Source organism: Citrobacter sp. Cpo089, assembly GCF_030332695.1.
Lineage (GTDB): Bacteria > Pseudomonadota > Gammaproteobacteria > Enterobacterales > Enterobacteriaceae > Citrobacter > Citrobacter portucalensis.
In genome coordinates this window covers 47,561-71,214 of record NZ_JAOWHJ010000076.1, presented here as the reverse complement: position 1 = coordinate 71,214, position 23,654 = coordinate 47,561, and the positions used below count along the sequence as shown (strand labels likewise).

Sequence of the window (23,654 nt, the reverse complement as noted above, 5' to 3'; positions counted from 1 at the left end):
AAATCGGTGGAGCTGCATGACAAAGTCATCGGGCATTATCTGAACATAAAACACTATCAATAAGTTGGAGTCATTACCGGGTTGAGCATAATACACGTCAGTGTTTTTACACTGAAGGGAGAAAGTATGAGCCAGAAATTAAAAGTCGTCACTATCGGTGGCGGGAGCAGCTACACCCCTGAATTACTTGAAGGCTTTATTAAGCGTTATCATGAATTACCGGTTTCTGAGTTGTGGCTGGTTGATGTCGACGGTGGAAAAGAGAAGCTGGACATTATTTTTGACCTTTGCCAGCGCATGATCGACAAAGCCGGCGTACCGATGAAGTTGTTTAAAACGCTGGACCGCCGTGAAGCACTGAAAGATGCTGATTTCGTTACCACCCAACTGCGCGTAGGGCAACTGAAAGCCCGCGAAAAGGATGAACGCATTCCGCTGAGCCACGGTTATCTGGGACAGGAAACCAACGGTGCGGGTGGGCTGTTCAAAGGTCTGCGTACCATTCCGGTTATCTTTGATATTATTAAAGATGTGGAAGAACTGTGCCCGAATGCCTGGGTGATTAACTTTACTAACCCGGCAGGGATGGTGACTGAAGCGGTCTATCGTCACACGAATTTCAAGAAATTCATCGGTGTGTGTAATATTCCTGTCGGCATGAAAATGTTTATTAGCGATGTGTTGGCGCTGAAAGAGAGTGATGACTTATCCATCGATCTGTTCGGTCTGAACCACATGGTCTTTATTAAAGACGTGCTGGTGAACGGTACATCGCGCTTTGATGAACTGCTGGACGGCGTGGCTTCTGGACAACTGAAAGCTTCCACCGTGAAGAACATTTTCGACCTGCCGTTCAGCGAAGGGTTGATTCGTTCGCTGAAGCTGCTGCCGTGCTCGTATTTGCTGTACTACTTCAAGCCAAAAGAGATGCTGGCGATCGAAATGGGCGAGTACTATAAGGGCGGCGCACGTGCCCAGGTAGTACAAAAAGTAGAAAAACAATTGTTTGACCTCTACAAAAATCCTGAGTTAAACGTTAAGCCGAAAGAGCTGGAGCAGCGCGGTGGTGCGTATTACTCCGATGCGGCCTGTGAAGTGATCAACGCCATCTACAACGACAAACAGACCGAGCACTACGTCAACATTCCACATCATGGACACGTTGATAACATTCCTGCGGACTGGGCGGTTGAGATGACCTGCACGCTGGGACGTAACGGTGCTACGCCGCACCCACGTATTACCCATTTTGACGAGAAAGTGCTTGGCCTTATCTACACCATTAAAGGCTTTGAGGTTGCGGCGAGCAATGCGGCATTGAGCGGCGAGCTGAATGATGTGCTGCTGGCGTTAAACCTGAGTCCGCTGGTTCATTCTGACAGCGATGCCGAGATTCTGGCGCGTGAGCTAATCCTGGCGCATGAAAAATGGTTGCCAAACTTCGCCGGGTGCATTGAGAAACTCAAAAGCGAACAACACTAACTGAGGTCGGCTATGGAACGCATACTGATTGTGAATGCGGATGATTTTGGCCTGAGTAAAGGACAAAACTACGGCATTGTTGAAGCCTGTCGTAATGGCGTTGTCACCTCGACAACAGCACTGGTTAACGGTGCGGCGATTGACCATGCGGTACAGCTGAGTCGCGACATACCTGCACTTGCCGTCGGGATGCATTTTGTTCTGACGCTGGGTAGGCCGTTGACGGCAATGCCGGGCCTTACCCGTGACGGATTACTGGGGAAATGGATCTGGCAGATGGCAGAGGAGGATACTTTGCCGCTGGATGAAATTTCTCAGGAACTGGCCGCGCAGTATCAGCGTTTTATTGACCTGTTCGGGCGGGAGCCGACGCATCTGGATAGCCATCACCATGTGCATATGTTCCCGCAAATTTTCCCTATCGTAGCCGGGTTTGCTGCCCAGAAGGGGATTGCATTGCGTATCGATCGTCAGAGCGTGTTTCAGGCGTCTGATTTTCCGGAAACGTTACGTACCTCCCAGGGATTCAGCAGCGAGTTTTACGGAGAAGCGATTTCCGAGGCTCTGTTTTTACAGACGCTGGATGCGTCAGTCGACCGGGGAGAGTCTTCGCTGGAAGTGATGTGTCATCCGGCCTTTATCGATGACATTATTCGTCAAAGTGCCTACTGTTACCCCCGCTTAACTGAGCTCGACGTGCTGACGTCTTCGTCACTGAAATATGCAATTGCGGAGCGCGGTTATCGTCTTGGCAGTTTTCTGAACGTGTAATTCCTGAGTTTGCGGCGCTTAATGCGCCGCATTTTTTTAGGCGGGAATCGTTTCTATTTTTCCGGCACGTGGCCAGACGCGGTGTGCGGTCATCAGCGTCAACAGGGTATCCATAAACTGTGCGTCTGCACTGTCCGCTTCCACCACACCTTCTTCTCCTTCATTTTTGATATTCAACGTTGCTTTAAACTGACGAGCATCGCCGGCCAGGGCGATAGGTTTTAAGTGCTTATACGCTTCGAGTAAATAATATCGGGCATCACCGTTCTTAATGATGTCCGCGAGATTACCGCATGGAACGATAACCGCATCGACCGTCAGGGATGGCGAACCCGCAAAAGTACCGGCGATCGTCAGGGCAGATCCATCATCGGCAACTACCTTACCCATTCGGGAATAGAGCAATTTGGCATGAACACCTTTGGCCTGTAGGGCTTGCATGATGGCGAGCAGGTCGCTCGATTTCACCTGGTCATTAAGTAGGATGGCGACCATGCGGCCCTTAATCTCACCTTGCGCACCTGCATATAAACTGAGTGACGGTGCATTTTTCAAACCGTTAACGTTGGGCGGTGGCGCAATGCTGGCCTGTTCCTTGGTTAGCTTAAAACCGAGATTATCGGCAACCGCCTCTGCGAGGGCAGTATCAATATGAGCTAACTGTTCGACCACTCTTTCCCGAATATAGGGGCGCGTAACCTTACTGAGTTCGAAACTGAATCCGCCGATAATATGCTGCTGTTCAATTGGCGTCTGACTTAGCCAGAACAGGCGAGGGTGCGCATAGTATTCGCCAAAAGAGGGGCTACGTTCGCGGATTTTGTTTCCTTCAATCCGTTCCTGATACGACTCAAATCCACCGCGTTTTGGCCCCGGCGGCGTTTCACGCGGCCAGTTATCATTGATGGAATTCGGTTCATAGTTGGCTGGATTGGTATCGATGTCCATTCGATGCATGCCGTCACGCTGGAAATTATGGTACGGACAGGTCGGGCGATTAATCGGGATTTCATGGAAATTGGGCCCGCCCAGGCGACTGATTTGGGTATCGGTATAGGAGAACAAGCGACCCTGCAGCAGGGGATCGTTAGTAAAATCGATGCCAGGGACGATATGTCCGGGATGAAAAGCGACTTGTTCATTTTCGGCGAAGAAATTATCAGGATTGCGGTTCAGCACCATTTTACCGACGCGTTGCACCGGAACCAGCTCTTCCGGGATCAGCTTGGTCGGGTCGAGCAGGTCAAAATCGAACTTAAATTCATCTTCTTCGGGAATCAGCTGTAGTCCCAGTTCATATTCCGGATAATCGCCGGCTTCGATAGCCTCCCACAGATCGCGGCGATGAAAGTCAGGATCCCGACCGGTAAGTTTTTGCGCTTCATCCCATACCAGCGAGGCTTTGCCTGCCAGCGGTTTCCAGTGGAAACGGACAAAGGTGGCTTTCCCTTGCGCATTAATCAACCGAAATGTGTGAATACCGAAGCCTTCCATCGTGCGATAGCTGCGCGGAATAGCCCGATCGGACATTGCCCATATGACGTTGTGCAACGTTTCAGGCTGTAATGAGACATAATCCCAGAAGGTGTCATGGGCGCTTTGGCCCTGCGGGATAGCCCAATGCGGCTCCGGTTTAACCGCATGGACGAAATCCGGGAATTTATGGGCATCCTGAATAAAGAAGATGGGAGTATTGTTTCCCACCAGGTCGAAAATGCCCTCTTCAGTGTAAAACTTGGTCGCAAATCCCCGTATATCCCTGACCGTATCCGCAGAGCCTGCGCCGCCCTGAACGGTAGAGAATCGGACAAAAACCGGGGTGATTTTATTTCCATCACTTAGAAAGTCCGCTTTCGTCGTCGCACTCAGGTTGGCATAGGACTGAAAGTAACCATGAGCGGCAGAACCTCGGGCATGTACAATCCGCTCCGGGATGCGTTCATGATCAAAATGGGTAATCTTTTCCCGCAGGATAAAGTCTTCCAGCAGGGTTGGCCCGCGATTACCTGCGCGCAGAGAGTTTTGATCGTCTGCGATTCGCACACCCTGATTAGTTGTCAGAGCAAAATCTTCGCTTCCTTTACGAAAACTGTCCAGTGCATTGAGTTTGTCACTTTTGATATCTGGCGCTTTTAAACTGCCGGACGTAGTGGGCTGCATACCTGGCGGTGTGGGTTCAGGTGTTGACCGATGTGAACCGTCTGTGGGTGCCAGTGAGTCAAGTCCTGGCTGGGATTCGCTGGCATCATGAATCGGCGCTGAGTGATGGAGTGGATGCTTATCATTCTGTGACATTAAACTCGTCTCCTGGTTTCATTGCTGAAAGGGTCGTTGTTGTTGTCAAAAGCTTTAACTATAGACCACTCACTCAGCGGCGCAGGTACAGGCCGATGACGTAAAGCGCGATGAACCAGGCAAACAGCGCACGCAAGGCAGGACGCAAGGCGGCAAAATCGGCTAAGATAGCGGTTTTCTGATTTTTAGAATTTGTCTTTAGTGAAGCAACTGATTATGAAACCTCTTCGCCAACAAAATCGTCCGGTTATCAGCTATGTTCCCCGCGTGGAGCCCGCGCCACCAGAGCATGCGGTTAAAATGGATGCGTTTCGTGACGTATGGATACTGCGCGGAAAATATGTCGCTTTTGTCTTAATGGGGGAGGCGTTTCAACGTTCGCCTGCATTTACGGTCCCGGAATCAGCGCAACGCTGGGCTAATCAGGTTCGCCAGGAAAATGAACTAAGCGATTAATGGATATAAAAAAACCGCCGGAGCATGACACTCCGGCGGTTTTTTGTTTTTTTTTAGCTGACAGACTTAGCGATGCGCCAGTTCGGCGTTATCGTCGCTGTCCAGAATCGTTTTATCAGTCTGCTTGAGCCATTGGCTGGTCAGCGTACCGGCAGTCATGGAACCGCTTACGTTCAGCGCGGTACGACCCATATCGATCAGCGGCTCAACGGAGATCAGCAGCGCAACCAGCGTGACCGGCAGACCCATAGCGGGCAGGACGATCAGCGCGGCAAATGTTGCACCGCCACCCACACCCGCAACCCCTGCGGAGCTCACGGTCACGATACCAACCAGCGTGGCAATCCACATTGGGTCCAGTGGGTTGATACCGACGGTCGGTGCAACCATTACTGCCAGCATTGCCGGGTACAGGCCCGCACAACCGTTCTGACCAATCGTGGCACCAAACGAGGCGGCAAATGAGGCGATGGATTCAGGCACGCCCAGACGACGGGTCTGCGCTTCAACGTTCAGCGGAATTGAGGCTGCGCTGGAGCGGCTGGTGAAGGCGAAAGTCAGCACTGGCCATACCTTGCGGAAGTATTTCAGCGGGCTAACGCCGTTAATACCCAGCAGGATCCCGTGAACCACGAACATAATGCCCAGACCGAGATAAGAGGCCACGACGAAGCTACCCAGCTTGATGATGTCCTGCAGGTTGGAACCTGCAACCACTTTGGTCATCAGCGCCAGAACACCGTACGGCGTCAACTGCATCACCAGACGAACCAGTTTCATCACCCAGCTTTGCAGGGTATCGATAGCGACCAGAACGCGCTCGCCTTTTGGTGCATCATCTTTCAGCAGTTTCAGTGCGGCTACACCGAGGAATGCGGCGAAGATAACCACGCTGATAATCGACGTCGGGTTGGCGCCAGTCAGATCGGCAAACGGGTTTTTCGGAATAAACGACAGCACCAGTTGCGGAACGCTGAGGTCAGCCACTTTGCCAACATAGTTGGTTTCAATCGCGTTCAGACGTGCGGTTTCGGCACCACCTTGCACCAGACCTTCGGCGGTCAGGCCGAACAGGTTGGTCACCAGAACCCCTACCAGCGCGGCAATCAGCGTGGTAAACAGCAGCGTTCCGATGGTCAGGAAGCTGATTTTACCTAACTGAGAGGCGTTATGCAGACGTGCAACGGCGCTGAGAATAGACGCAAATACCAGCGGCATAACAATCATCTGCAGCAGTTGGACATAACCGTTGCCGACAATGTTGAACCACTGTACGGAATCTTTAAGAACCTGGCTGTCGGAGCCATAAATGGTGTGCAGGGCAAGGCCGAACACGACACCCATGACCAGACCGACCAGTACTTTTTTGGCCAGACTCCACTGCTTGTGACGGGCTTGCGCCAGCACGAACAGCAGCACTACGAACACGATAATGTTCGCGATTAATGGAAAGTTCATCCCCGTTCTCCTGATCTTATTATACGTATCACCGTTTAAAGGTGATTCTGTTGGCGCAAGATTAGCAGAACTGTGACTTGCCTCTTATATTCAAATGGAATTGTTTATACCTAAAATGACTTTTTGGCTGATTTATTAGTCAATCTGATGCGTTATGAAACGATTAAACTGCATTTGTAGCGTATTAATCATCTGCGAAGACCAGCGTACCGCGCTGTTCTCTTGTATGGTTTGCGGCATCCAGATTGCCCATGCGAACAGTGCCATGCACAGAAACCGCTCCAGCTGGTTGCCTTTTTGCGGCACGAGGATAGGCAGACGAAAACGCCAGCGGCAGGGCCAAAGCAGGGGAACGCCTGCTGGGGTCAGCATGTCGGCCAGAATGTGACTAAGATAGCCGAGTACCATACCTTGTAAGGCATCGGCCGGTATTATCCAGGTATCCGGGACTTTCAGGTAGAACGTGGCCAGCAGGGCAAAAACCGCCAGCAGGCTATGTGTAAACCCGCGATGACCAAATGCCCGGGCAATGGGTTTTGATATCCACTTCAGACGCTGTCCCAGCAGAGATTTGGGATGATCGATATCCGGCAGCAGGCACGTTAAAATGGCTGAAGGAACAATATGCCACCAGTCACCCTGCGCAAGAACGGGCGTTAGTTCGGCATTCTTGGCAAATACCGCACAGGCAATAGAAAAAAGAAGGTGGCCTTCCGCCGTCATGATAAAACCCAATAAACTGTCAATTCATACAGTATAGGGGTTTTATACAGTAGGCGGAAGAGGTGACGTTGTAACCCTATGTCACAAGTGCGGGTTTAGCGTGCCAACCAACCGCCATCCACGGCCAGCGTATAGCCATGAATATAGTCAGAGGCGGGACTTGCAAGGAAAACGACCGGGCCTTTCAGGTCATTTGGCGTGCCCCAGCGTCCTGCGGGAATACGATCGATAATCTCCTGATTGCGCTCGCTGTCCGCGCGCAGTTGCTGGGTGTTGTTGGTCGCCATATAGCCGGGCGCGATGGCGTTGACATTAATTCCCTTGGCCGCCCATTCATTGGCGAGCAGGCGGGTGATGCCCAGAACACCGCTTTTTGATGCGGTATAGGAAGGTACACGGATACCGCCCTGAAAAGAGAGCATCGATGCAATGTTAATGATTTTTCCGCCATTGCCCTGAACCAGAAACTGACGCGCCACAGCCTGCGACAGAAAGAAAACGGATTTGAGATTCAGATTCATCACGTCATCCCAATCTTTTTCACTGAAGTCCAGCGCATCCTGACGGCGTATAGTTCCTGCATTGTTGACCAGAATATCGACCCGGCCAAACGCCGACACCGTTTGTGTCACGATGCTGGTGAGAGCATCTTGTTGACTGAGGTCGGCCTGAATGGCCATAAAGCGTCGACCGAGGGCGTTAATTTTCTCTGCGGTTTCATGCGGTATTTTACGATTCACGCCGACTACATCGCAGCCCGCTTCAGCCAGCGCCACTGCCATACCCTGCCCGAGGCCGGTGTCACATCCAGTGACGATGGCGACTTTACCTTCGAGACGAAAAGCTTCCTGAATCATGTTTACCTCAACTATTTATGTCATTAACGCTTGCGCTATAGGGCAAGGATAGGAGAGGTTAAACAGAAATACAATTTAAAATGAAACGGCGTTTTAAAAAATGCAAGGATGAAAAATGAAAAGACGGGCAATACGATCATTGCCCGTTACAGGATTAGCCGCGCAGATGAGCGGCTGTGAGTTCGGTGAGCGAGGTTAGTTTGACGTCGGCAAGCACGAAGCGAGGATCGTCCTGATTCTCATGCGCTGGTACGACGATGGAACGCATACGAGCAGCTTTCGAGGCAATCATGCCGTTCACTGAGTCTTCCAGTGCTACGCAGTTTAACGGGTCAATGCCCAGTTTTGCCGCACAATCGAGGTAAACCTGTGGGTGCGGTTTGCTGTAAGGCAGTTTTTCTGCAGAAGCCAGTGCGTCGAAGTCATCGCGCAGATCAAACATGGTCAGCACTTTTTCCAGCATATGCAGCGGAGAAGCGGATGCCAGTCCTACTTTGATTCCCTGAGATTTGCACAGTGCTACAGCTTCACGAACGCCTGGCAGCAGCGGTTTTGTCTCTTCAACCAACGCAATGGCCCGGGTAATGATACGCTCGGTGACTTCCTGACGTGAGGGGCCGTTCCAGGGTTGCTGCGCAAACCACAAATCAACCACCATGTCGATGCGTAAGCCAAGGGTATCGGGAAGTTCATGGCGGCGGGAGATATCAACGCCTAAACTTGCTATCACATCCAGTTCAGCCTGATCCCAAAGCGGTTCAGAATCGACCAGTAACCCATCCATATCGAAAATTGCAGCAAGAATTTGACGCGGGGTTGACATTACAACCTCTCCTTTACGGTGATAAAAGGGATTAGAGCCAGCCTGGACGGAGTCTGAGCGTTCATTACGGCTAATTCAGCAGTATACCGCCTTTAAAGATCAGGCGAAAACGGTAATCAACGGGTAAACTTAGGCCAAAATGACACGTCTTAATCAAGGGGAACTCATGACGTATCAACAAGCTGGACGCATTGCCATCTTGAAAAGGCTGGTGGGATGGGTGGTTTTCATTCCCGCGCTGATTTCAACGCTGGTTTCAGTACTGAAGTTTATGTACGCGCACAGCGAAAAGCAGGAAGGGATTAACGCGGTCATGCTCGATTTTGCTCATGTGATGATCGACATGATGCGGGTGAACACACCTTTTCTTAACGTGTTCTGGTATAACTCACCAACGCCTGATTTTCAAAGTGGACTGAATCTCGTTTTTTGGCTGATATTCATCCTGATTTTTATCGGCCTGGCGTTGCAGGACTCAGGCGCCAGAATGAGCCGCCAGGCGCGTTTCTTGCGCGAAGGCGTTGAGGATCAGCTAATTCTGGAACAGGCAAAGGGGAGTGAAGGGGTATCCCGCGAGCAACTTGAATCGCGAATTGTGGTACCGCACCATACGATCTTCTTACAAATTTTCCCGCTTTATATTCTGCCGGTGATCGTTATCGTGATCGGCTACTTCTTCTTCTCATTGCTGGGCTTTTTGTAAGTGCCGCTCTATCGGGCCTGCCACGTTGCGAAACGGCAGGCCTGATAAGCAACGCGGTACGTCGTTAAGCCGCCAGTAATCTATCCAGCGCTTTCTGCGCCACAACCAAATGCTGTCCCCCGAACAGAATTGCCCGATTCAGCAGCGTATAGAGCTGGTAGATTGGCTGCCTGTCGAGAAAGTCCAGCGGCAGTGGCGAGACAGACTGGTAACCGTCATAAATTTGCGGCGGCTGATCGGTATGTAACGGCAGCATTGCCAGATCACACTCTCTGTCCCCCCAGTAGCAGGCAGGGTCAAAGATGTACGGACCGTTAGGACCGAGGGCGCAGTTCCCGGACCACAAATCACCGTGCAGGAGAGACGGCTGCGGCTGATGAGAAGAGAGACGTTGCTGGACATGTTCGACGATAGCGTCAATATTGCCAAACGCTATGCCTTTTTCAGCGGCGAGTTCTAGCTGCCAGCCTATACGCTGCTCGGCGAAAAAGGTTGACCAGCGACGTTGCCAGGTATTTGGCTGCGGCGTGGTAGAGAGCGCGTTATCGAAGTCGAGACCAAACTGAGGCTGGTCGCTCCATTCGTGCAAATGCGCAAGCTGTTGACCGAGGATAAATGCGTTATGTGCATCAAGCGGACGGGGAGGGAGGAAATCCATCACCAGAAAGCTGTAATCTCTGTCTGCGCCTACTGCCCAGACTTTCGGTACCGATACAGTTTGACTGCGGGAAAGTAGCTCCAGCTGATCGGCTTCTGCCGTAAAGCCGGTTAACAGCTCTCTTTCATCGCATTTGACGAAAAAATCTCGCCCCGCATAGCGTAAATGCCATGCGGCGTGGATCTCTCCGCCGGGCAGTTCATTACGCAGTTCGATTTCGCCTTCACCTAATTGCTCGCTTAAAAGACGACTGATAGCCTGCCACATGATGTCTCTCCCCATGTTGTCTGCCAGATCATAAGGTTAGCGCAAGAATGCGGTTAAAAAACACGAACTGACGCACACCACGGACGCGTCATCGCTGGAAAGGCACTTAATGTTTGTCGTTCTTCTTCACCTCGCACCGTTGTGGAGACACCTGACTGCACATGATTCACTTCTTTGTAATCACGTGATTTTTTAGCATAGACGTATAACCCCCATGCCGACAGTTTTACCGGAACATCCCCCTTCTGTTAAAAGGGGGACGGTGCCATTACTGCGCAAGGTATGCATATATTTTTTGCGTATCGTCCAAAGCGCACAGACGAGTACCCTGATTCAGCGTTGCTGCGCTGCCCGCGGCAACACCGTAACGGACAATATCCTCAAAAGGCGCGTTCTCTGCCAGTTTAAGCGTCATGGCCCCGACCATACTGTCGCCTGCACCTACGGTACTTTGACTTTTCACCGGTGGCGGAACCACCTGAACGCAGGTATCGCGATCTACGCCCAGCGCCCCTTGCGGCCCAAGCGAGACCACAACGCGGCGCGCTTTTCCGCTTTGCACGATTTCCTGTGCGGCTTTGCGCACATCATCGGGCTGTGTCAGTTCGCGGTTAACCAGCGCACTCAGTTCTTTGAGGTTGGGTTTGACCAGTTCGATATTGCCGATGGCTAACGCCGCCGTCAGTGCTTCGCCTGAACTGTCGACAATACAGCGGATCCCCTGTTTTTGTGCGGTGGTAATGAGTCGGGTCAATTTCTCAAGCTGTACGCCGGGCGGCAAACTGCCGCTGATGACCAGCAGCGCACCAGACTCAATTTCCAGCACCTGATCCTGAAGTTGGTAGAACTCGTCATCGGTCAGCGCAGCGCCTGGCATGACAAAACGATATTGTTCACCGCTGGACTCCACGTGGACATGAAGATTTTGTCGGGTCCAGTCTTTGGCTTCGACGGTAGATACGGGAACATTTTCGTCGGCGAGCAATGCAACAAGATGCTCTCCGGTTGCACCCCCCGCGGGGAAAATCGCCGTTGCGGTTCCGCCAAGATGGGCAATTGCGCGAGCGACGTTGATACCGCCGCCGCCGGGTTCAAAAACCGGCGAGGTACAACGAAGCTTACCTTCCGGGTAAATTTGCGGGGTGATTGTTGCGCTATCGAGAGAGGGCGCAAGTGTTAACGTATAGATACGTACCATCTTTACCTCCTGTTAGGCTGAACTCAGTCTGGCACTTAACCTCCCGAAAGTGAAGTAATTAACAACATGATTTTTCATATCTTTATTTAAAATTATCGTCATAAAGATATATAAATAAAATAAAGGTTTAGGAACGCTCTTATTCAAAAAATGAAATAAGAATTTATTGCTATGTTATTCGAGTCTTTTTATAATTTGTTACCTTTCAGGGGTCTTTTGTCATTGATCCATATGAAAGTTTCCGAGACCGTAATGGTCTCTTTTTTTGTTGTACGGACTCTTAATAAATGAAGCTTTTGAAGACAGTGCCCGCAGCATTACTGCTGACGGGAGGCCTGCTTGCGTCAATGCATGCTGTAGCCGATGATTCCGTTTTTACTGTCATGGATGACCCTTCCAGCGCGAAAAAACCCTTTGAAGGTAACCTGAACGCGGGATATCTCGCGCAGTCAGGCAACACGAAAAGTTCTTCTTTAACCGCAGATACCACCATGACCTGGTACGGCCAAACGACCGCATGGTCTCTGTGGGGAAATGCCAGCAATACCTCCTCAAATGATGAGCGTTCATCGGAGAAATATGCCGTAGGTGGCCGTAGTCGTTACAACATGACCGACTATGACTATCTCTTTGGACAGGCAAGCTGGTTGACCGACCGCTACAACGGCTACCGCGAGCGTGACGTGCTGACCGCGGGTTATGGTCGCCAGTTCCTCAACGGACCTGTGCACAGCTTCCGTTTCGAATTCGGTCCTGGCGTGCGCTATGACGAGCACACGGATGGCACCACCGAAACGCAGCCGTTGGGCTATGCGTCCGGGGCCTATGCATGGCAGATGACGGACAACACCAAGTTTACTCAGGGTGTGTCGGTATTCGGCGCTGACGATACCACACTCAACTCTGAAACAGCCCTCAACGTTGCCATCAACGAACACTTTGGGTTAAAGGTGGCTTACAACGTGACCTGGAACTCTGAACCGCCGGCAACAGCGCCGGAGCATACCGATCGTCGTACTACTGTTTCACTCGGCTACCGGATGTAATGACAAATCGGGTCAAATAATTGGCCCGGTTTTTATCTATTAAAGTTAAGGTTATTTAATATTTAATTTGCGTTTTATTTTTTACCTGGCCATAACACGCTATTTTCAGATAAATTCGATTAATCGATAAATAAACGAAACCGGAACAGTGGGTGAGCGTCATTTAGCCCCAGATCATCGCAGCCCAGCGCAGCATCAACATGGCCGCACAAATAACGAGCAGAATCACAACCATCTTCCAGTGTTTCTTCGCAAAGCGATTTGTGGGCATTGTTTTTTTCCTGCTCAGGTTAGATGACTTTGTGCAAGTGTAACAAAGACGGTTGGGTGTCAGTGAATTGATTTACATCATAGAGCGCACGTTGATTGTTGCTTTGATCGACCCGTAATGCCGTGTACACTGTTAAACGGTGTTATCAAAAAGCGGGTGTAGGTCCAGTGTGGTCTTTAAGGCGATCAGTGACATATTTCGCAGAGTGAAGCGGGAATCAGCCCACACCTTTTTGATAATTTTAAATATTGAATCTTTGTATGTGATCTTACGTGTAAGTACCATCCAGAATTTCACCTCATTCCTGTCTGTTCCTACCTGTTTCATCAATTCCGCACCACTCCTAACTTTATTCAATTTACCCGTTTCAATTTAGTTCATCTTGTCCGCGTTCGTGTCGTAGAATCTGTGTACCAAATCGTGTACCAATTCCGACAAAGCTGAACAGGGACAAGCATGCCTCTCAACGATACCAAGCTCAGGCGTATAGCTGGCAAGCCATATGATGGACCAGAGGAGATAGCCGACGGCGGTGGACTTTCTGCCAGGATCAGCCCAAAGGGACTAATCACCTTTCAGTACCGCTATCGCTTCAACGGGAAACCGGCCCGGCTAAAACTTGGTACCTACGGCAAGATGTCGATCAAAGAAGCCCGTAACGCGATGGAGGAATGCAAGGGCTGGCTGGAAGAGGGGCGTGACCCGGCAATGCAGCGGAAGAAAGCCAGAGACATCGTATCCAGTTCACCAAGCATAAGCACCCTCGTTGATGAGTGGCTTGAAACACCATCAGTGAAAGAGATGGTGAAGTACGAATACTGGAAGCGGATGCTGAAGCTTCACGTTACAGACCATTATGGGCGACTGATAGCAGATGAGATGAGTCCCGTTGAATGGGAGCAGATATTCCTGCGCATAACGAAAGGTGGTTCTCCGGTTCAGGCCGGAAACGTTCTGGTGAAGATGAAGCAGGTGATCCGCTATGCGCTGCGCCGAAAACGCATAACTTCAAATTCGCTAATGTTACTCGAAATTAATGATGTCGGTAGCCGCCCGGACGACGGGGAGAGATTCCTTAATGATGATGAGATAGGCGCGTTCTGGAATGCTATCGATAAAACCAAGATGTCATGGCAAAACAAAATGCTGATCCGCATTGTAGCGCTTACCGGCTGCCGCGGCGTTGAATTGAGATTAGCAAGGAAGGGTGACTTTGATCTGAAGGCGAGGGAATGGGTTATACCGAAAGAGAACTCGAAAACGCGTAAGCGCTTTGTGCGAGGGATTTCTCAACTGGCAGCCGATTATCTGCAGAAGGTTTTTGATGTGTACCCCGATCAGACAATCGTGTTTCCACCTGCAAAGCTACAGGTGGACAGGCCTATGTCAGCCAGTACATTGATTTCCATCGCGGGTCAGGTGGAAGAGGTTATGGGTGGGGAGCACTGGTCTCTGCACGACCTGCGCAGAACGTGCAAAACAAAGATGGCTGAGCTTGGTGTTGCGCCTCACGTATCAGAGAAGATACTCGGGCATAAGCTAACGGGGATGCTGGCTGTTTATGACCAGTATGATTACATCCCCGAGCAGCAGGCGGCCGCGGAATTGTGGGCTGAGAAGATTCAGGCGTGTGCGGCCAACAGTCCTTTATCTTTACAGAACTGAATAACTTCTACATAGCGGAATAGAGCACCACCTTTCGGCGGGTGGATTTCTTCCACTTCCTGCGGGAATGGGGTGCCAGATTCTTCCCACTGTTTGCGCTTACGATAGAACGTGGTTCTGGAGATACCACCAAGCATCTCCTGAACGCGCTCACGGTTAACCAGAACCGGCTGAATGCTGATTGTTGTTTGCATGCTTTTCTCCAGGCAAAAAGAATGCCCTCGCAATGGAGGGCAAATGTGGGATAACGTGGCAGTGCATTCGCACCCAATAGCCAGCTCATAACTGGCTATCAGTTGCGTCAGTCGTCTTCATCTTCGTCCCAGTCCTCGTCGTAATATGGCGAGGCGAGAAGTGGGTTAGTTGCTGAGAGAATCTCTCCGGCGGCACCCTGGCGCTGAAGTCGACGAAGCGCTTCATATAGCTCGAAAGCCTCGGTTCGCTCATCACCAATATCGAGGGAACACGCCACTTTGTGCGCCTCGGTGACCAGGGTTGATAGCTGGTTTCGGATGTCCTGAATGGTGCTCATAGTTCTCCTTAGGCTGCGCGCTGGGCACGCAGCGATTTAATGTGCTCGCTCGTCTCCAGTTCGGCGCGTATCTGCGCAGCCTCACGGTGATCAAGGTGCTCAAAATCATTGTTGAATCGTACGATTGAAGCGGTGTTTATCCGGCCCTGTCGCCAGTAGCGGACTATCTGTGATGTGCAGCTGTGTATGATGACGGGCCAACCTGAATGGTCAGCGTAAATCTGACCCCGTTGAATTAGCTGGAACATTGACAGGCACCATTCGCAACACTTTGCGTATTTTGTTTTCGTCTACATTCAGTTCGGTGGAGAAACTTTTAACCAGCTCGTCACCGTTAAACTCGCGACATGAATAACCCATGAACCATTCACGCAAACCGGTAAATGCAGGGCCATCTTCCGGATCATCGACAAATGCGGCTGCGGCGCTCGATACCTCTGCACAGTCGAGGCATTGCTTGAAACTCTGTCCGCTTCCATCCCAGACGCCGTGCGAATACGTGTAATGCTCGCCAGGCTTAACTATGGATCCACACTCGCAGCACTTATGCTCTTTCCGGGCCTTTCGCTGCTCCTGACCAAAGACTGCAGGCATATCACACATCACAACCCCCTTTGCTTACGTATAAGCTCCAGGTCAGCCTGGCAACTGGCGCACGTCTGACAGCCGGGTACGGCAGCGCGCCGCAGCTCTGGGATATCCTCGCCGCATTCTTCACAACGCTCAGCTGATACAGCGTTGCGGTTTACTCGGTGGGCGGAAAGGGCAGCGTTACGCTGAAGCTCTTCAATCTCTGCTGCTGTATCGATGATGTCGGCCATGCTCAATGCTCCCGGAACTGTCGGTTAATTCGGTTGAATGTGAACGCCAGCAATAAAAAAGGCCGCTTTAGCGACCCGGTGATTAGTGCCTTCATGCTGCACCGCCTTCATTCTTCTCGGCTTCGACTGCCATCTGCTCAAGCCGTAGTGAAAGCTCGGCGGCCAGCGTCTGGAATTCTTCCTCGGTCGCCACAGGAATCGGCACGAAGCGAATCCCGATGTGCGCCAGGTGGTTGGCAATTTCGAGGCTTTTCCTCAAATCAACGGGCGAGGCTTTGTTCATGCGGCGTTCTCCCCGGGTAATTGTTTCAGACCGTCATTCAGCGTTCGCTCAAGGTTGGACAATATTCCTCGCAACCTCTTTACCTCTTCATCCTCTGTCAGTCGGCGCGTTGCTTCCCATAGCGTCCTTGTCAGTACATAGATAGGGACATTCGGGTCGAGGCCAAGCGCTTTCGCCAGATCTTGCTGAGCGTCGGTTAACCTTTCCTCAGATTCCTCCAGGCGCTTACGTCGGCGTTGCAACTCCTCTTCACTTTCTTGGCGCAGGTTCTTCAGCCTTTCATCGTTATCCCTAATGTGCTGCTCAAGGCGCTCCTTTGATCGATGTGCTCGGCAAACAAGATCGGCGATTTCGTTGCCATGTCGCTTCATTAGTTTTTGGTCGCTGAGGTAGGTGTTGATTACGCGGCTTTTTATTTGGGTTCTCTCTGCCTGCCGGGTCATGCCGTCCATAAGCAGCTTCATCCAGGCATCGCGAGGAAGGGTATCAATCTGGCGCATGGTAGGCCCCTTGAGGGTATGCCATCCAGATTCCTTCCGGATCATCAAGCCACAACCATCTGGAATGTCGCTTCTCTTGAGCATGCCTTCGGGAACAGCAAAAACAACGCCGCCTGCGTAGTTGAAGTATTTGGTGTATTTGCCTGCTGTAACGTCAGCCCGGAAATCACTTACGCTGACTTTGACCTCATAGACGACAGGGCAGAACTTGCTGTAGCTGTGAGCAATAGAGTAGACATCAGGTCGACACGTACCGGCGGGCCCTAGCTGCATGTCCTCCCAGCAGATGCGCGCTGTGTTCTGGCGCAAATGCTCTGCAAGGTCATGAGCAAGCTCGTTATGACCCCATTTTTTTGTTGTCATTGTTCGGCTCCAAACCGCCCGTTAAGGCGGCCAGTTTTGACGACGAACTCCAGGAGGCTAACTCCCAGAGCTTCAATTTTCTTGTGATGTTTTTTGATGATGGGAGGCACCGTTTCGTTCCAGTTAGGCTTTGGCTTCTTGCGCATGGCCTGCTGGATTTCTTCGGTGCAGCGGCGGCAGGCGGCGCGGACGGCGTTGTCAGTTTCTGGCGTCATGCAGCCTCCCGGCGGGCGAGAAGTTTCGCACCGAAAGCCATCAACTCGTCCCGGTCCACAGTTGCGAAGTGGCAGTGTGTACGCGGGTACGGATGCCAGATGATGAGCATCGAGCCTTTGTTATTTCCCGATACCGGCTTACCGGTGACCGGGTTGATAAATGCCAGCCTTCCCGCGGTGATGAAGCGAACCTCGCTGGCGGTCTGGATAGCCTCTTTGAACCAGCCAACCGAAGTGTCTGCCGGTACCAGCATGACCGTGCCGATCTGATTGGAGCTCTCGACGGCAGCCTTCTTAACGAAGGGCGTGATATCGCTGTATGGCGGGTTCAGCCAGACGTAGCCGGGAATGCTCAGGTAATCAGCCCAGGGCGTTTCCAGCGTGTTCTGCTCGGCGGTGATGAACTTCCTGCACAGCGCGTTATGCGGCGCCGCAGCGGCATCCAACTGAAAGCAGAACTCAGCATTAAGGGAAGCGAAGAGGGTTGGTGGTGTGCGCCAGAGGTCGCGCTGGTCAAGCGGTGTTTTACTACCGCCATAATCACTATTCAGCTTCTCGGCTGGCAGAGCAGAAGCTATACGCTCACCAATCCAGCGCATTACCGGCACAGCCATAGAGTTGCCGATCGCTTTATAGCGCGGGCCATCCGGGCATTCAGCTGCGTCTTTGCCACGCCACGCAATCAAGGTGTGATCGTCAGGGAATCCCTGAAGGCGCTCGCATTCGACTGGAGTAAGGCGGCGGACCTGCATACCGTATTGAACGACGTCAGCGGATGAGCGCGAATCCTGAGTGAAAGCCACGTCTTCCTGATAACCTTTCCCCTGCGGACCAGCGGCATCGTGACGGCCAATAGAAGCGTGCTGAATACAAATAGTAGGTGCTAAATTAGTACCGCTGCTGGCGCTGGTTAAAGTCGGAGCTTGTTCTTCTGCAAAGTCAATTCCACCCGCTTTTGCTCCTTGCCCGCCTTTAAATCCATAGGCCATGATTGGGGCCTCATGGTTGCATGTGAGTGTTGGTGCAGAATTATCGGTTTTTATCTCTGCTCCAGCCTGACCATGAGCCATTGAAATAATTCCGCTACCTCGCTGGCTGAATAATTCCTGATTACTGGCACCGATTCCGCCAATATTGTTGGACTGATTCAGGGTTGGGTGAGGGTTTGCTGGGTTATCCCAGTGACTACCGACTTTAGAGCGTTCTCCAGCATTTCTGGCAATTTCCGGTTGCGATTCTCGGCGCGGCGCAGAATCCCGGCGCATGCTGTCGAGCTCAAAAAGTACCGCTGCGGGATCGAATCCTTTTCGAGCACTTGCGACAACGAACACACGGCGGCGTCGTTGGGCCACTCCGAAAAATTGAGCATCAAGGACGCGCCAGGCAATAAACCTTTCTGGTCCAGACACACAACCTGCGTGCGTCCATTTTCCCCCTGCTGGCTGCAACTCACTGCTTTCTCCGGCAAGTCCTGCCAGAAAGCACCCGAAGGCATTGTCTTTGCTGCTGAGCACGCCGGGGACGTTTTCCCAGACGATGATTGATTCTGGTTCACCGCGTTCGCGGCGCTTTGTGTCGATTGCATTGGCTAATTCCACGTAAGAAAGAGTTAATTGCCCGCGGTCGTCAGACAGGCCTTCACGTAAGCCGGCGATACTGAATGCCTGGCAAGGTGTACCGCCAACCAGAACATCAGGCGCTTCAACTTCACCAGCGCGCACTGCATCGGCTATTTTGGTCATATCTCCGAGGTTGGTTACTTCCGGCCAGTGATGGGCGAGGACTGCTGAGGGGAAGGGTTCGATTTCAGAGAACCAGGCAGGTTTCCAGCCGAGAGGTTCCCACGCTTTACTGGCAGCTTCAATGCCGCTGCACACACTTCCGTATTTCATGACGCACGCTCCGGATCGTTAACATCCCAGCCATTTCGCTCAATATTGGTTTGCAGCCGCTTATCTCCGACCTCTTCAATGCTGCGGCCGGTCATCTCTGCGACTTCTGCGTTTGTGTGGCGCCACAGGTATGCAATTTCTTCTGCTGTCCATTCAGGCATGACTTTTCCTCCTGATGCTCTGGTCAGAGACTGTAATTTGCTGCGTATGGAGTAAATGGAGCGCCCGGTTGCTGCGGCGACTTCTTCAGGTGTGAAACGGCTGAGAAGGAATAATTCGGCTTTAGTCCAGCGTCTCCCGGTCATCCTGCTGATAAGCGGTGCGCCGATTCGTGATGCCTTAGTTGTTATGGCGCGTTCCGTGCGCTCAAGCTTTTCAGCAATTACCGATATCGGCATTGTTCCACCTACTTCATGCAGGAATAGGTTTTCCCAGGGTTGCCATGGTGAGTTGTTCATGCCGCTTTACCATGCAACCTGATTTTCTGAATCTCCGATTCCAGATCTGCAAGGAAGCTCTTAACTTCAGATTCGATTTCGCGCGCCAAGACTTCATCGAGGTGAATTCGCTTCTTGAAATAGGCGAGGTCAGGCGGCAGGCGATCATCGAAACTAACGAAATCACACCATTTCCGTCCGGTGCACATCATCTGTGCATGCATTTGCAGCATGTACTGGCGCTTTGGCTCGCCAGTTTTCAGAGTTTCAAGATGGGTCCAGGTGTTGGGGCATTTGATTTCGATAAGCCCGTCGTCGTTAACAAGTCCGTCCGGGCTGGCGGCGAATCCGGGGATGGTTGGGTGATCGATGAGACCAACTTCAGTGATTTCCGCATCGAACTCATTCAGTGCGTACATCTCACGCGCCACTGGCTCCAGTTCGGTACCGCGCATCATCGCGGCATTGGAGAATCCTTCCTCCAGTTTCCCGGTAAGCCGCTGGCAAATCAGCTCAGCCATGTAGTTCTGTCGGCTGGCGGAGTAACCAGACTTTGTGCGAGCCATGACATCAGCCAGTCGACTGGCTGTGACCTTGCCGCAGCGCGCGGCAAACCATTCTGGTGTGCGTTGTTCCATCATTCAGCCTCCGTCTCTGCGGCATTGATAGGTTCGGCGTTGTCGACAGCAAGACTCATGTCATACATGCGTCGCTTCTCAACTGCGCCGATCACCTGCTTCTCTTCAGCGCTCAGCGCCACCCAAAACTCCTGGTACTTCACAGTTCCAAGGCGGGCGGCAGACTCACCTTTAGCGATCAGTTCGGGGCGACGACTGTCTGATTCATGGCCTGCATGAACTTCTGCTGTTGTTCCTTCAATAACTCGCTCTGCCTCGTCCTGGTCGAAGATGCCAGCGAACCCAAAGGCCAGACGCGCGCACTGAATCAGTGTCTTGTGGCGAAGCATTCGGGTAGGGTGGGACTGCCAGGGTTGTGTGTTGCGTTTACACTCACCCATATATTCGGTGACGACTGTCGGGTGGCTGCGGTCCTTGCGGTAAATCTTGCAGGTACACGCGCCTTCCTCTTTGTCGTAAGAGAATTCCATGCCGTCAAACTGAGGATGTTCGTTGATAATTCGCGCCCATCCGTCAACACCAACCACCGGCACGATCCCGCCTTTATCTGGGAAAGCGTAAATCTCTTTGGTCCATGGATTCAGGCCGTACTGGTTGGCGACGATCAGCAGGGCTGTAAACTGCTCGTCCGTGACGTTGCCACCTTTGAACGCTGTATTCTTCAGCGTATTCATCAGGTCTGTACCGGCATCCATGCCGAGGCGTGCGGCCAGTTTTCCAGCCATAGTGGAAAGTGCAGTACTCATTGTTAATCCCTCAAAGTTAAAACGGGCAGCCGGTACGGTGTTCCCAGTCGTATTCCGCCTGGGCGTAAGCAACTGCCGAAATGAAATCGTTGTAGGCCTCGCCAGCTTTATCGCTGCGAAGTCCTTCGTATGGGCTGGAGTCAATCGGGATCGTGAAGTGGAAGAGGCCGGACGGCTCTTTTGGCATCATGTCGATGATTTGCTGCGCCCGGTCGTCGATCCACTTCTCTTTCTCGTCGGTGAGCTGCTGCTCAACCCAGCGCCGATCTTCGATGCGGTCGTAAGTGAGGTATGCGTTCATGGTTGCCTCAATATTTGATGTGCGCGTCCTGCACTTTGCCGCCAGCGATCGCCAGCACTGCTTTCTGCGCAAATTCTTCGGGGATGCTCTGAGCAATAAGGTCTGCGTAGACACGACGGTTGACGGTGCGGCGGTGCTCTTTGTCCGCGGCGCGTCGCGCTTCTTCTTCAGCTTTGCGCTGCTCTTCGGCCAGACGGGCGGCTTCTGCCTCTTCCTGGCGGCGGCGCTCCGCGGCAACGGCTTCTTCTTTTTCGCGGCGCGCACGCTCTTCTGCTTCCTGCTTCTCGCGTGCCGCACGCTGTTCCGCTTCAATGCGCTGGCGTTCCGCCAGCTCAGCGCGAGCTTTCTCTTCAGCTTCACGGCGCGCTGCGGCTTCAATCTCCTCTTTGTGCTTCGCTTCGGCATCGCGGCGGGCTTGCTCTGCCGCTTCCTGCTTCAGCCGCTCGTCACGCTCACGCCGGGCCTGTTCCGCCTGGCGGCGCTGCTCTTCGCGGTCACGGTCGAAATCCTTGTTCATCAACAGAGCCATTTCGTGGTCTGCTTCTAACTTGGCCGCCAACTCCTGATCGAACTTGATGTTCATTTCCAGCGCTTCGGCGTGCAGCGCGTTCATGGCTTCTTCAGCCTTAATGCGTTCCTGCTCGGCTTCCCATTCGGTAAGTGGGCGCCGTACTTCATCCTTCAGCGCGTCCAGCCTCTCACGTACAATGCGGCGGCTTTCGTCGATCTGCTTCGGCAGGGCCTTAAGCTCGGCAACCAGATCTTTACCGGCGTTGTCGATATAGGTTTTGGAGCGGGCAACCTTATGCGCCATGGATGCGATAGCATCGCGGCCTTTACGGGTAGACACATCCGGTACCAGGCTGCGAGCTTCTTTCTCGATCGCCTCAATAATCGGGTCGAGCTGTTCTTTGGTGGTGAATACCGCCATTGCGTTCTGTTTCTCAATGACGACTAAATCCGTTACTTCGCTCATGGTTTCTCCTGAAATTTGGATGTGCAGATCCCGCCCGCAGAAAGCCAGGCCGATCGGTTGAATAGGGTGGTTACTGCTGCGCGATGGATTTCGCCGGGAACTCGCCGTTGCGGAGGATGCTTTCTACTGGCCAGCATTCTGCCGTTACTTTCTGCTCTGTAGCTGCCTGGCTGCATTCCTGCTGGCTGTCGTATACGCCGAGAATGACATCCTGATAATCACCGTTGGTCATTGCCACGGTCAGGACGAGTGCGAATAAAGTTTCCATCAGTGAAGAGTCCTCCCGATGGCGACGGCGTAAAGGCGCTTTGCTTCTTCCCACGCCGGAGCATTGCGATGGAGTACCGCGAACGAAGCGAGTCGTTGGGCCTCTCTGATCTGCTGCTGGTTTACCATGATTTCCTCTTGGCCTTATCGCGGCGAACGGAACGGTTAATACAAGACTTCTGCGCTAATGGGCGGTGGATGGCCGCCGGTTGTCATAACTAAGCCGCCTCGGTGAAGCGACTGAGGTATGAAAAAACCCGCCGTGGCGGGTCTTCAGAAATAGTCTTTATGGTCGTGCATCGCTCGCTGGAGGATCACCTTTGCATCTTCAAAGCTGGCAGATTCAAAAGCCTCTCTTATGGCCTTAGCCAGGCAAGTCGCATCGCTTTCATAGTCATCAGCTCTGCTTTCCCAGTTTGATGCCTCTTCTTCAGCCTCATAAAGGCGATCGCCATACTCGCACTCGAGTTCCTGGCGCACTTCATCACGAAACTTCTCCTTGATGATTTCGGAGGCTTCTTCAATCGGCATTGTTTCCAGAATCGTCTCTGGCTGATGAGTGCCGTATTTCAGTGAGATGTCAGTAGCAAACATGCAACCTCCAAAAAAAATGCCCGCGCGCTGGCGGGCCAAGAAGACTTTTCCAATCCAACCAGAACAGGATCATCGTCTCCTGTGCGGTTGAGATGGCATTATTACCATCACCAAGCATCGGCGCCCGGTGCTTGAGGTTGGCTCTGTAGTTACCCACTGATGCGGGAGAAATGCTTTGGTCGGTGTGGGCGGTAACCAGCCGCATGAGCCGGGCCCTCTTCACGATTAGGCCGTTCTCACTGACCACACCCCAAAACATTCCCTGTATTGGTCAGCGCCAACTCCCTGCCAGTGTTGCCCGTTCTCACGCCGTTCTCGCTCTCGCGCGGGGATACTCTCTCACCGACCGGATCGCACCCGGTGATACAGCACGTTTTCGTGTAGGGGTCTTAACAGGTCATTGACGCTGTAAATCT

The 23,654-nt window shown here is 52.3% G+C and carries 31 protein-coding genes and 1 pseudogene; 7 read left to right on the top strand and 25 right to left on the bottom strand.

The features are described from left to right. From OGX92_RS22350 to chbG, 3 genes are all read left to right on the top strand, one after another. Positions 1-63: IS1 family transposase (locus tag OGX92_RS22350; protein WP_071603212.1), on the top strand; the 63-nt coding region annotated here is incomplete at its 5' end. 63 nt (positions 64-126) lie between these two features. After that, the gene (locus tag OGX92_RS22345; RefSeq protein WP_032943151.1) at positions 127-1,482 is read left to right on the top strand and encodes a 6-phospho-beta-glucosidase; all 1,356 of its coding nucleotides are present in this window, start codon (positions 127-129) and stop codon (positions 1,480-1,482) included. A 12-nt stretch (positions 1,483-1,494) separates the two neighbouring features. Beyond that, positions 1,495-2,253: a chitin disaccharide deacetylase gene (gene chbG, locus OGX92_RS22340; protein ID WP_286587110.1), complete on the top strand. Its 759-nt coding sequence runs from the start codon at positions 1,495-1,497 to the stop codon at positions 2,251-2,253. A 36-nt stretch (positions 2,254-2,289) separates the two neighbouring features. On the opposite strand, the gene katE is transcribed toward chbG, so the two are convergent. After that, positions 2,290-4,548 carry a catalase HPII gene (gene katE, locus OGX92_RS22335; RefSeq protein WP_286587109.1) on the bottom strand — a complete coding sequence of 753 codons (2,259 nt, stop codon included), beginning with the start codon at positions 4,546-4,548 and terminating at the stop codon, positions 2,290-2,292. Between the two features lie 192 nt (positions 4,549-4,740). On the opposite strand from katE, the gene cedA reads away from it, so the two are divergent. Further along, on the top strand, positions 4,741-5,004 hold the full coding sequence (gene cedA, locus OGX92_RS22330; RefSeq protein ID WP_072025560.1) for a cell division activator CedA: 264 nt from the start codon (positions 4,741-4,743) through the stop codon (positions 5,002-5,004). A gap of 66 nt (positions 5,005-5,070) precedes the next feature. Here the strand turns inward: cedA and tcyP are convergent, their stop codons facing one another. The 4 genes from tcyP to hxpB all read right to left on the bottom strand — a co-directional run bounded on the left by tcyP (position 5,071) and on the right by hxpB (position 8,865). Next, entirely contained in the window at positions 5,071-6,462 is a 1,392-nt protein-coding gene (gene tcyP, locus OGX92_RS22325; RefSeq protein ID WP_003832558.1) for a cystine/sulfocysteine:cation symporter, read from the bottom strand. A 135-nt stretch (positions 6,463-6,597) separates the two neighbouring features. Then, complete coding sequence (locus OGX92_RS22320) at positions 6,598-7,197, bottom strand: metal-dependent hydrolase (protein ID WP_122973937.1); 600 nt, start codon at positions 7,195-7,197, stop codon at positions 6,598-6,600. 83 nt (positions 7,198-7,280) lie between these two features. Continuing rightward, positions 7,281-8,042, bottom strand: a complete 762-nt coding sequence (kduD, locus tag OGX92_RS22315) for a 2-dehydro-3-deoxy-D-gluconate 5-dehydrogenase KduD (protein WP_286587108.1) — start codon at positions 8,040-8,042, stop codon at positions 7,281-7,283. A gap of 154 nt (positions 8,043-8,196) precedes the next feature. Then, positions 8,197-8,865 carry a hexitol phosphatase HxpB gene (hxpB, locus tag OGX92_RS22310; RefSeq protein WP_003832561.1) on the bottom strand — a complete coding sequence of 223 codons (669 nt, stop codon included), beginning with the start codon at positions 8,863-8,865 and terminating at the stop codon, positions 8,197-8,199. Between the two features lie 166 nt (positions 8,866-9,031). On the opposite strand from hxpB, the gene OGX92_RS22305 reads away from it, so the two are divergent. Next, on the top strand, positions 9,032-9,568 hold the full coding sequence (locus OGX92_RS22305) for a YniB family protein (RefSeq protein WP_032934442.1): 537 nt from the start codon (positions 9,032-9,034) through the stop codon (positions 9,566-9,568). Positions 9,569-9,632: 64 nt separating this feature from the next. Here OGX92_RS22305 and OGX92_RS22300 read toward each other — a convergent pair whose 3' ends face one another. Together OGX92_RS22300 and pfkB are read right to left on the bottom strand one after the other, a co-directional pair. Next, positions 9,633-10,493: a fructosamine kinase family protein gene (locus tag OGX92_RS22300; RefSeq protein WP_003030598.1), complete on the bottom strand. Its 861-nt coding sequence runs from the start codon at positions 10,491-10,493 to the stop codon at positions 9,633-9,635. A gap of 268 nt (positions 10,494-10,761) precedes the next feature. Beyond that, the gene (pfkB, locus tag OGX92_RS22295) at positions 10,762-11,691 is read right to left on the bottom strand and encodes a 6-phosphofructokinase II (protein ID WP_286587107.1); all 930 of its coding nucleotides are present in this window, start codon (positions 11,689-11,691) and stop codon (positions 10,762-10,764) included. 287 nt (positions 11,692-11,978) lie between these two features. Between pfkB and OGX92_RS22290 the strand changes: the two genes are divergently transcribed. After that, a complete protein-coding gene (locus tag OGX92_RS22290; RefSeq protein WP_003832568.1) occupies positions 11,979-12,737 on the top strand; it encodes a DUF481 domain-containing protein in 759 nt (252 codons plus the stop codon). A 163-nt stretch (positions 12,738-12,900) separates the two neighbouring features. Here the strand turns inward: OGX92_RS22290 and yniD are convergent, their stop codons facing one another. Further along, entirely contained in the window at positions 12,901-13,008 is a 108-nt protein-coding gene (gene yniD, locus OGX92_RS22285; protein WP_003030590.1) for a small membrane protein YniD, read from the bottom strand. A 456-nt stretch (positions 13,009-13,464) separates the two neighbouring features. Between yniD and OGX92_RS22280 the strand changes: the two genes are divergently transcribed. Continuing rightward, on the top strand, positions 13,465-14,673 hold the full coding sequence (locus tag OGX92_RS22280) for a tyrosine-type recombinase/integrase (protein WP_286587106.1): 1,209 nt from the start codon (positions 13,465-13,467) through the stop codon (positions 14,671-14,673). Here the strand turns inward: OGX92_RS22280 and OGX92_RS22275 are convergent. The 17 genes and pseudogenes from OGX92_RS22275 to OGX92_RS22200 all read right to left on the bottom strand — a co-directional run bounded on the left by OGX92_RS22275 (position 14,631) and on the right by OGX92_RS22200 (position 23,238). Then, a complete protein-coding gene (locus tag OGX92_RS22275; protein WP_032936075.1) occupies positions 14,631-14,867 on the bottom strand; it encodes a hypothetical protein in 237 nt (78 codons plus the stop codon). The two genes, OGX92_RS22280 and OGX92_RS22275, sit on opposite strands and share 43 nt — an antisense overlap. Positions 14,868-14,974: 107 nt before the next feature. Then, a complete protein-coding gene (locus OGX92_RS22270; protein WP_032608689.1) occupies positions 14,975-15,205 on the bottom strand; it encodes a hypothetical protein in 231 nt (76 codons plus the stop codon). Between the two features lie 8 nt (positions 15,206-15,213). After that, positions 15,214-15,453 carry a DUF4222 domain-containing protein gene (locus OGX92_RS22265; RefSeq protein ID WP_260251661.1) on the bottom strand — a complete coding sequence of 80 codons (240 nt, stop codon included), beginning with the start codon at positions 15,451-15,453 and terminating at the stop codon, positions 15,214-15,216. Further along, positions 15,416-15,808, bottom strand: a complete 393-nt coding sequence (locus tag OGX92_RS22260) for a hypothetical protein (protein ID WP_253233762.1) — start codon at positions 15,806-15,808, stop codon at positions 15,416-15,418. Before OGX92_RS22260 ends, OGX92_RS22265 begins: the two co-directional genes overlap by 38 nt. Then, positions 15,808-16,026, bottom strand: a complete 219-nt coding sequence (locus OGX92_RS22255; RefSeq protein WP_260251657.1) for a TraR/DksA family transcriptional regulator — start codon at positions 16,024-16,026, stop codon at positions 15,808-15,810. The genes OGX92_RS22260 and OGX92_RS22255 overlap by 1 nt, the downstream gene beginning before the upstream one ends. Positions 16,027-16,117: 91 nt before the next feature. After that, entirely contained in the window at positions 16,118-16,309 is a 192-nt protein-coding gene (locus OGX92_RS22250; RefSeq protein ID WP_047721594.1) for a DUF1382 family protein, read from the bottom strand. Next, complete coding sequence (locus OGX92_RS22245) at positions 16,306-17,172, bottom strand: MmcB family DNA repair protein (RefSeq protein WP_286587105.1); 867 nt, start codon at positions 17,170-17,172, stop codon at positions 16,306-16,308. The genes OGX92_RS22250 and OGX92_RS22245 overlap by 4 nt, the downstream gene beginning before the upstream one ends. After that, the gene (locus OGX92_RS22240; protein WP_286587104.1) at positions 17,169-17,387 is read right to left on the bottom strand and encodes a hypothetical protein; all 219 of its coding nucleotides are present in this window, start codon (positions 17,385-17,387) and stop codon (positions 17,169-17,171) included. The genes OGX92_RS22245 and OGX92_RS22240 overlap by 4 nt, the downstream gene beginning before the upstream one ends. Beyond that, positions 17,384-17,986, bottom strand: coding sequence for a phage N-6-adenine-methyltransferase (locus OGX92_RS23520; RefSeq protein WP_353622211.1), 603 nt, complete (start codon positions 17,984-17,986; stop codon positions 17,384-17,386). Before OGX92_RS23520 ends, OGX92_RS22240 begins: the two co-directional genes overlap by 4 nt. Then, a pseudogene (locus OGX92_RS22235) lies at positions 17,972-19,279 on the bottom strand (DNA cytosine methyltransferase); the annotation flags it as partial. The pseudogene OGX92_RS22235 and the gene OGX92_RS23520, both read right to left, overlap by 15 nt. After that, positions 19,276-19,737 carry a hypothetical protein gene (locus tag OGX92_RS22230; RefSeq protein ID WP_286587144.1) on the bottom strand — a complete coding sequence of 154 codons (462 nt, stop codon included), beginning with the start codon at positions 19,735-19,737 and terminating at the stop codon, positions 19,276-19,278. The gene OGX92_RS22230 and the pseudogene OGX92_RS22235, both read right to left, overlap by 4 nt. After that, positions 19,734-20,357: a lambda exonuclease family protein gene (locus OGX92_RS22225; RefSeq protein WP_286587102.1), complete on the bottom strand. Its 624-nt coding sequence runs from the start codon at positions 20,355-20,357 to the stop codon at positions 19,734-19,736. Before OGX92_RS22225 ends, OGX92_RS22230 begins: the two co-directional genes overlap by 4 nt. Next, the gene (gene bet / locus OGX92_RS22220; protein ID WP_090049366.1) at positions 20,354-21,100 is read right to left on the bottom strand and encodes a phage recombination protein Bet; all 747 of its coding nucleotides are present in this window, start codon (positions 21,098-21,100) and stop codon (positions 20,354-20,356) included. Before bet ends, OGX92_RS22225 begins: the two co-directional genes overlap by 4 nt. A 16-nt stretch (positions 21,101-21,116) precedes the next feature. Then, positions 21,117-21,401 carry a host nuclease inhibitor GamL gene (gene gamL, locus OGX92_RS22215; protein ID WP_045892125.1) on the bottom strand — a complete coding sequence of 95 codons (285 nt, stop codon included), beginning with the start codon at positions 21,399-21,401 and terminating at the stop codon, positions 21,117-21,119. Positions 21,402-21,408: 7 nt separating this feature from the next. Beyond that, positions 21,409-22,377, bottom strand: a complete 969-nt coding sequence (locus OGX92_RS22210; RefSeq protein WP_286587100.1) for a coiled-coil domain-containing protein — start codon at positions 22,375-22,377, stop codon at positions 21,409-21,411. A 70-nt stretch (positions 22,378-22,447) separates the two neighbouring features. Further along, positions 22,448-22,645, bottom strand: coding sequence for a DUF1482 family protein (locus OGX92_RS22205; protein WP_048207095.1), 198 nt, complete (start codon positions 22,643-22,645; stop codon positions 22,448-22,450). A gap of 272 nt (positions 22,646-22,917) precedes the next feature. Then, positions 22,918-23,238, bottom strand: a complete 321-nt coding sequence (locus OGX92_RS22200; protein WP_286587098.1) for a hypothetical protein — start codon at positions 23,236-23,238, stop codon at positions 22,918-22,920. Between the last annotated feature and the right edge of the window lie 416 nt (positions 23,239-23,654).

What these genes read in the sequence shown, in the direction of transcription:
- OGX92_RS22205 (WP_048207095.1), bottom strand. Translation starts at nt 22,645, where the DNA reads ATGGAAACTTTATTCGCACTCGTCCTGACCGTGGCAATGACCAACGGT.
- chbG (WP_286587110.1), top strand. Translation starts at nt 1,495, where the DNA reads ATGGAACGCATACTGATTGTGAATGCGGATGATTTTGGCCTGAGTAAA.
- gamL (WP_045892125.1), bottom strand. Translation starts at nt 21,401, where the DNA reads ATGAACGCATACCTCACTTACGACCGCATCGAAGATCGGCGCTGGGTT.
- pfkB (WP_286587107.1), bottom strand. Translation starts at nt 11,691, where the DNA reads ATGGTACGTATCTATACGTTAACACTTGCGCCCTCTCTCGATAGCGCA.
- bet (WP_090049366.1), bottom strand. Translation starts at nt 21,100, where the DNA reads ATGAGTACTGCACTTTCCACTATGGCTGGAAAACTGGCCGCACGCCTC.
- OGX92_RS22270 (WP_032608689.1), bottom strand. Translation starts at nt 15,205, where the DNA reads ATGAGCACCATTCAGGACATCCGAAACCAGCTATCAACCCTGGTCACC.
- katE (WP_286587109.1), bottom strand. Translation starts at nt 4,548, where the DNA reads ATGTCACAGAATGATAAGCATCCACTCCATCACTCAGCGCCGATTCAT.
- kduD (WP_286587108.1), bottom strand. Translation starts at nt 8,042, where the DNA reads ATGATTCAGGAAGCTTTTCGTCTCGAAGGTAAAGTCGCCATCGTCACT.
- OGX92_RS22300 (WP_003030598.1), bottom strand. Translation starts at nt 10,493, where the DNA reads ATGTGGCAGGCTATCAGTCGTCTTTTAAGCGAGCAATTAGGTGAAGGC.
- OGX92_RS22240 (WP_286587104.1), bottom strand. Translation starts at nt 17,387, where the DNA reads ATGACGCCAGAAACTGACAACGCCGTCCGCGCCGCCTGCCGCCGCTGC.
- OGX92_RS22260 (WP_253233762.1), bottom strand. Translation starts at nt 15,808, where the DNA reads ATGTGTGATATGCCTGCAGTCTTTGGTCAGGAGCAGCGAAAGGCCCGG.
- OGX92_RS22200 (WP_286587098.1), bottom strand. Translation starts at nt 23,238, where the DNA reads ATGTTTGCTACTGACATCTCACTGAAATACGGCACTCATCAGCCAGAG.
- OGX92_RS22250 (WP_047721594.1), bottom strand. Translation starts at nt 16,309, where the DNA reads ATGAACAAAGCCTCGCCCGTTGATTTGAGGAAAAGCCTCGAAATTGCC.
- OGX92_RS22290 (WP_003832568.1), top strand. Translation starts at nt 11,979, where the DNA reads ATGAAGCTTTTGAAGACAGTGCCCGCAGCATTACTGCTGACGGGAGGC.
- OGX92_RS22265 (WP_260251661.1), bottom strand. Translation starts at nt 15,453, where the DNA reads ATGTTCCAGCTAATTCAACGGGGTCAGATTTACGCTGACCATTCAGGT.
- yniD (WP_003030590.1), bottom strand. Translation starts at nt 13,008, where the DNA reads ATGCCCACAAATCGCTTTGCGAAGAAACACTGGAAGATGGTTGTGATT.
- OGX92_RS23520 (WP_353622211.1), bottom strand. Translation starts at nt 17,986, where the DNA reads ATGCGCTGGATTGGTGAGCGTATAGCTTCTGCTCTGCCAGCCGAGAAG.
- hxpB (WP_003832561.1), bottom strand. Translation starts at nt 8,865, where the DNA reads ATGTCAACCCCGCGTCAAATTCTTGCTGCAATTTTCGATATGGATGGG.
- OGX92_RS22245 (WP_286587105.1), bottom strand. Translation starts at nt 17,172, where the DNA reads ATGACAACAAAAAAATGGGGTCATAACGAGCTTGCTCATGACCTTGCA.
- OGX92_RS22210 (WP_286587100.1), bottom strand. Translation starts at nt 22,377, where the DNA reads ATGAGCGAAGTAACGGATTTAGTCGTCATTGAGAAACAGAACGCAATG.
- OGX92_RS22225 (WP_286587102.1), bottom strand. Translation starts at nt 20,357, where the DNA reads ATGATGGAACAACGCACACCAGAATGGTTTGCCGCGCGCTGCGGCAAG.
- OGX92_RS22345 (WP_032943151.1), top strand. Translation starts at nt 127, where the DNA reads ATGAGCCAGAAATTAAAAGTCGTCACTATCGGTGGCGGGAGCAGCTAC.
- OGX92_RS22255 (WP_260251657.1), bottom strand. Translation starts at nt 16,026, where the DNA reads ATGGCCGACATCATCGATACAGCAGCAGAGATTGAAGAGCTTCAGCGT.
- OGX92_RS22230 (WP_286587144.1), bottom strand. Translation starts at nt 19,737, where the DNA reads ATGAACAACTCACCATGGCAACCCTGGGAAAACCTATTCCTGCATGAA.
- OGX92_RS22275 (WP_032936075.1), bottom strand. Translation starts at nt 14,867, where the DNA reads ATGCAAACAACAATCAGCATTCAGCCGGTTCTGGTTAACCGTGAGCGC.
- OGX92_RS22280 (WP_286587106.1), top strand. Translation starts at nt 13,465, where the DNA reads ATGCCTCTCAACGATACCAAGCTCAGGCGTATAGCTGGCAAGCCATAT.
- OGX92_RS22305 (WP_032934442.1), top strand. Translation starts at nt 9,032, where the DNA reads ATGACGTATCAACAAGCTGGACGCATTGCCATCTTGAAAAGGCTGGTG.
- tcyP (WP_003832558.1), bottom strand. Translation starts at nt 6,462, where the DNA reads ATGAACTTTCCATTAATCGCGAACATTATCGTGTTCGTAGTGCTGCTG.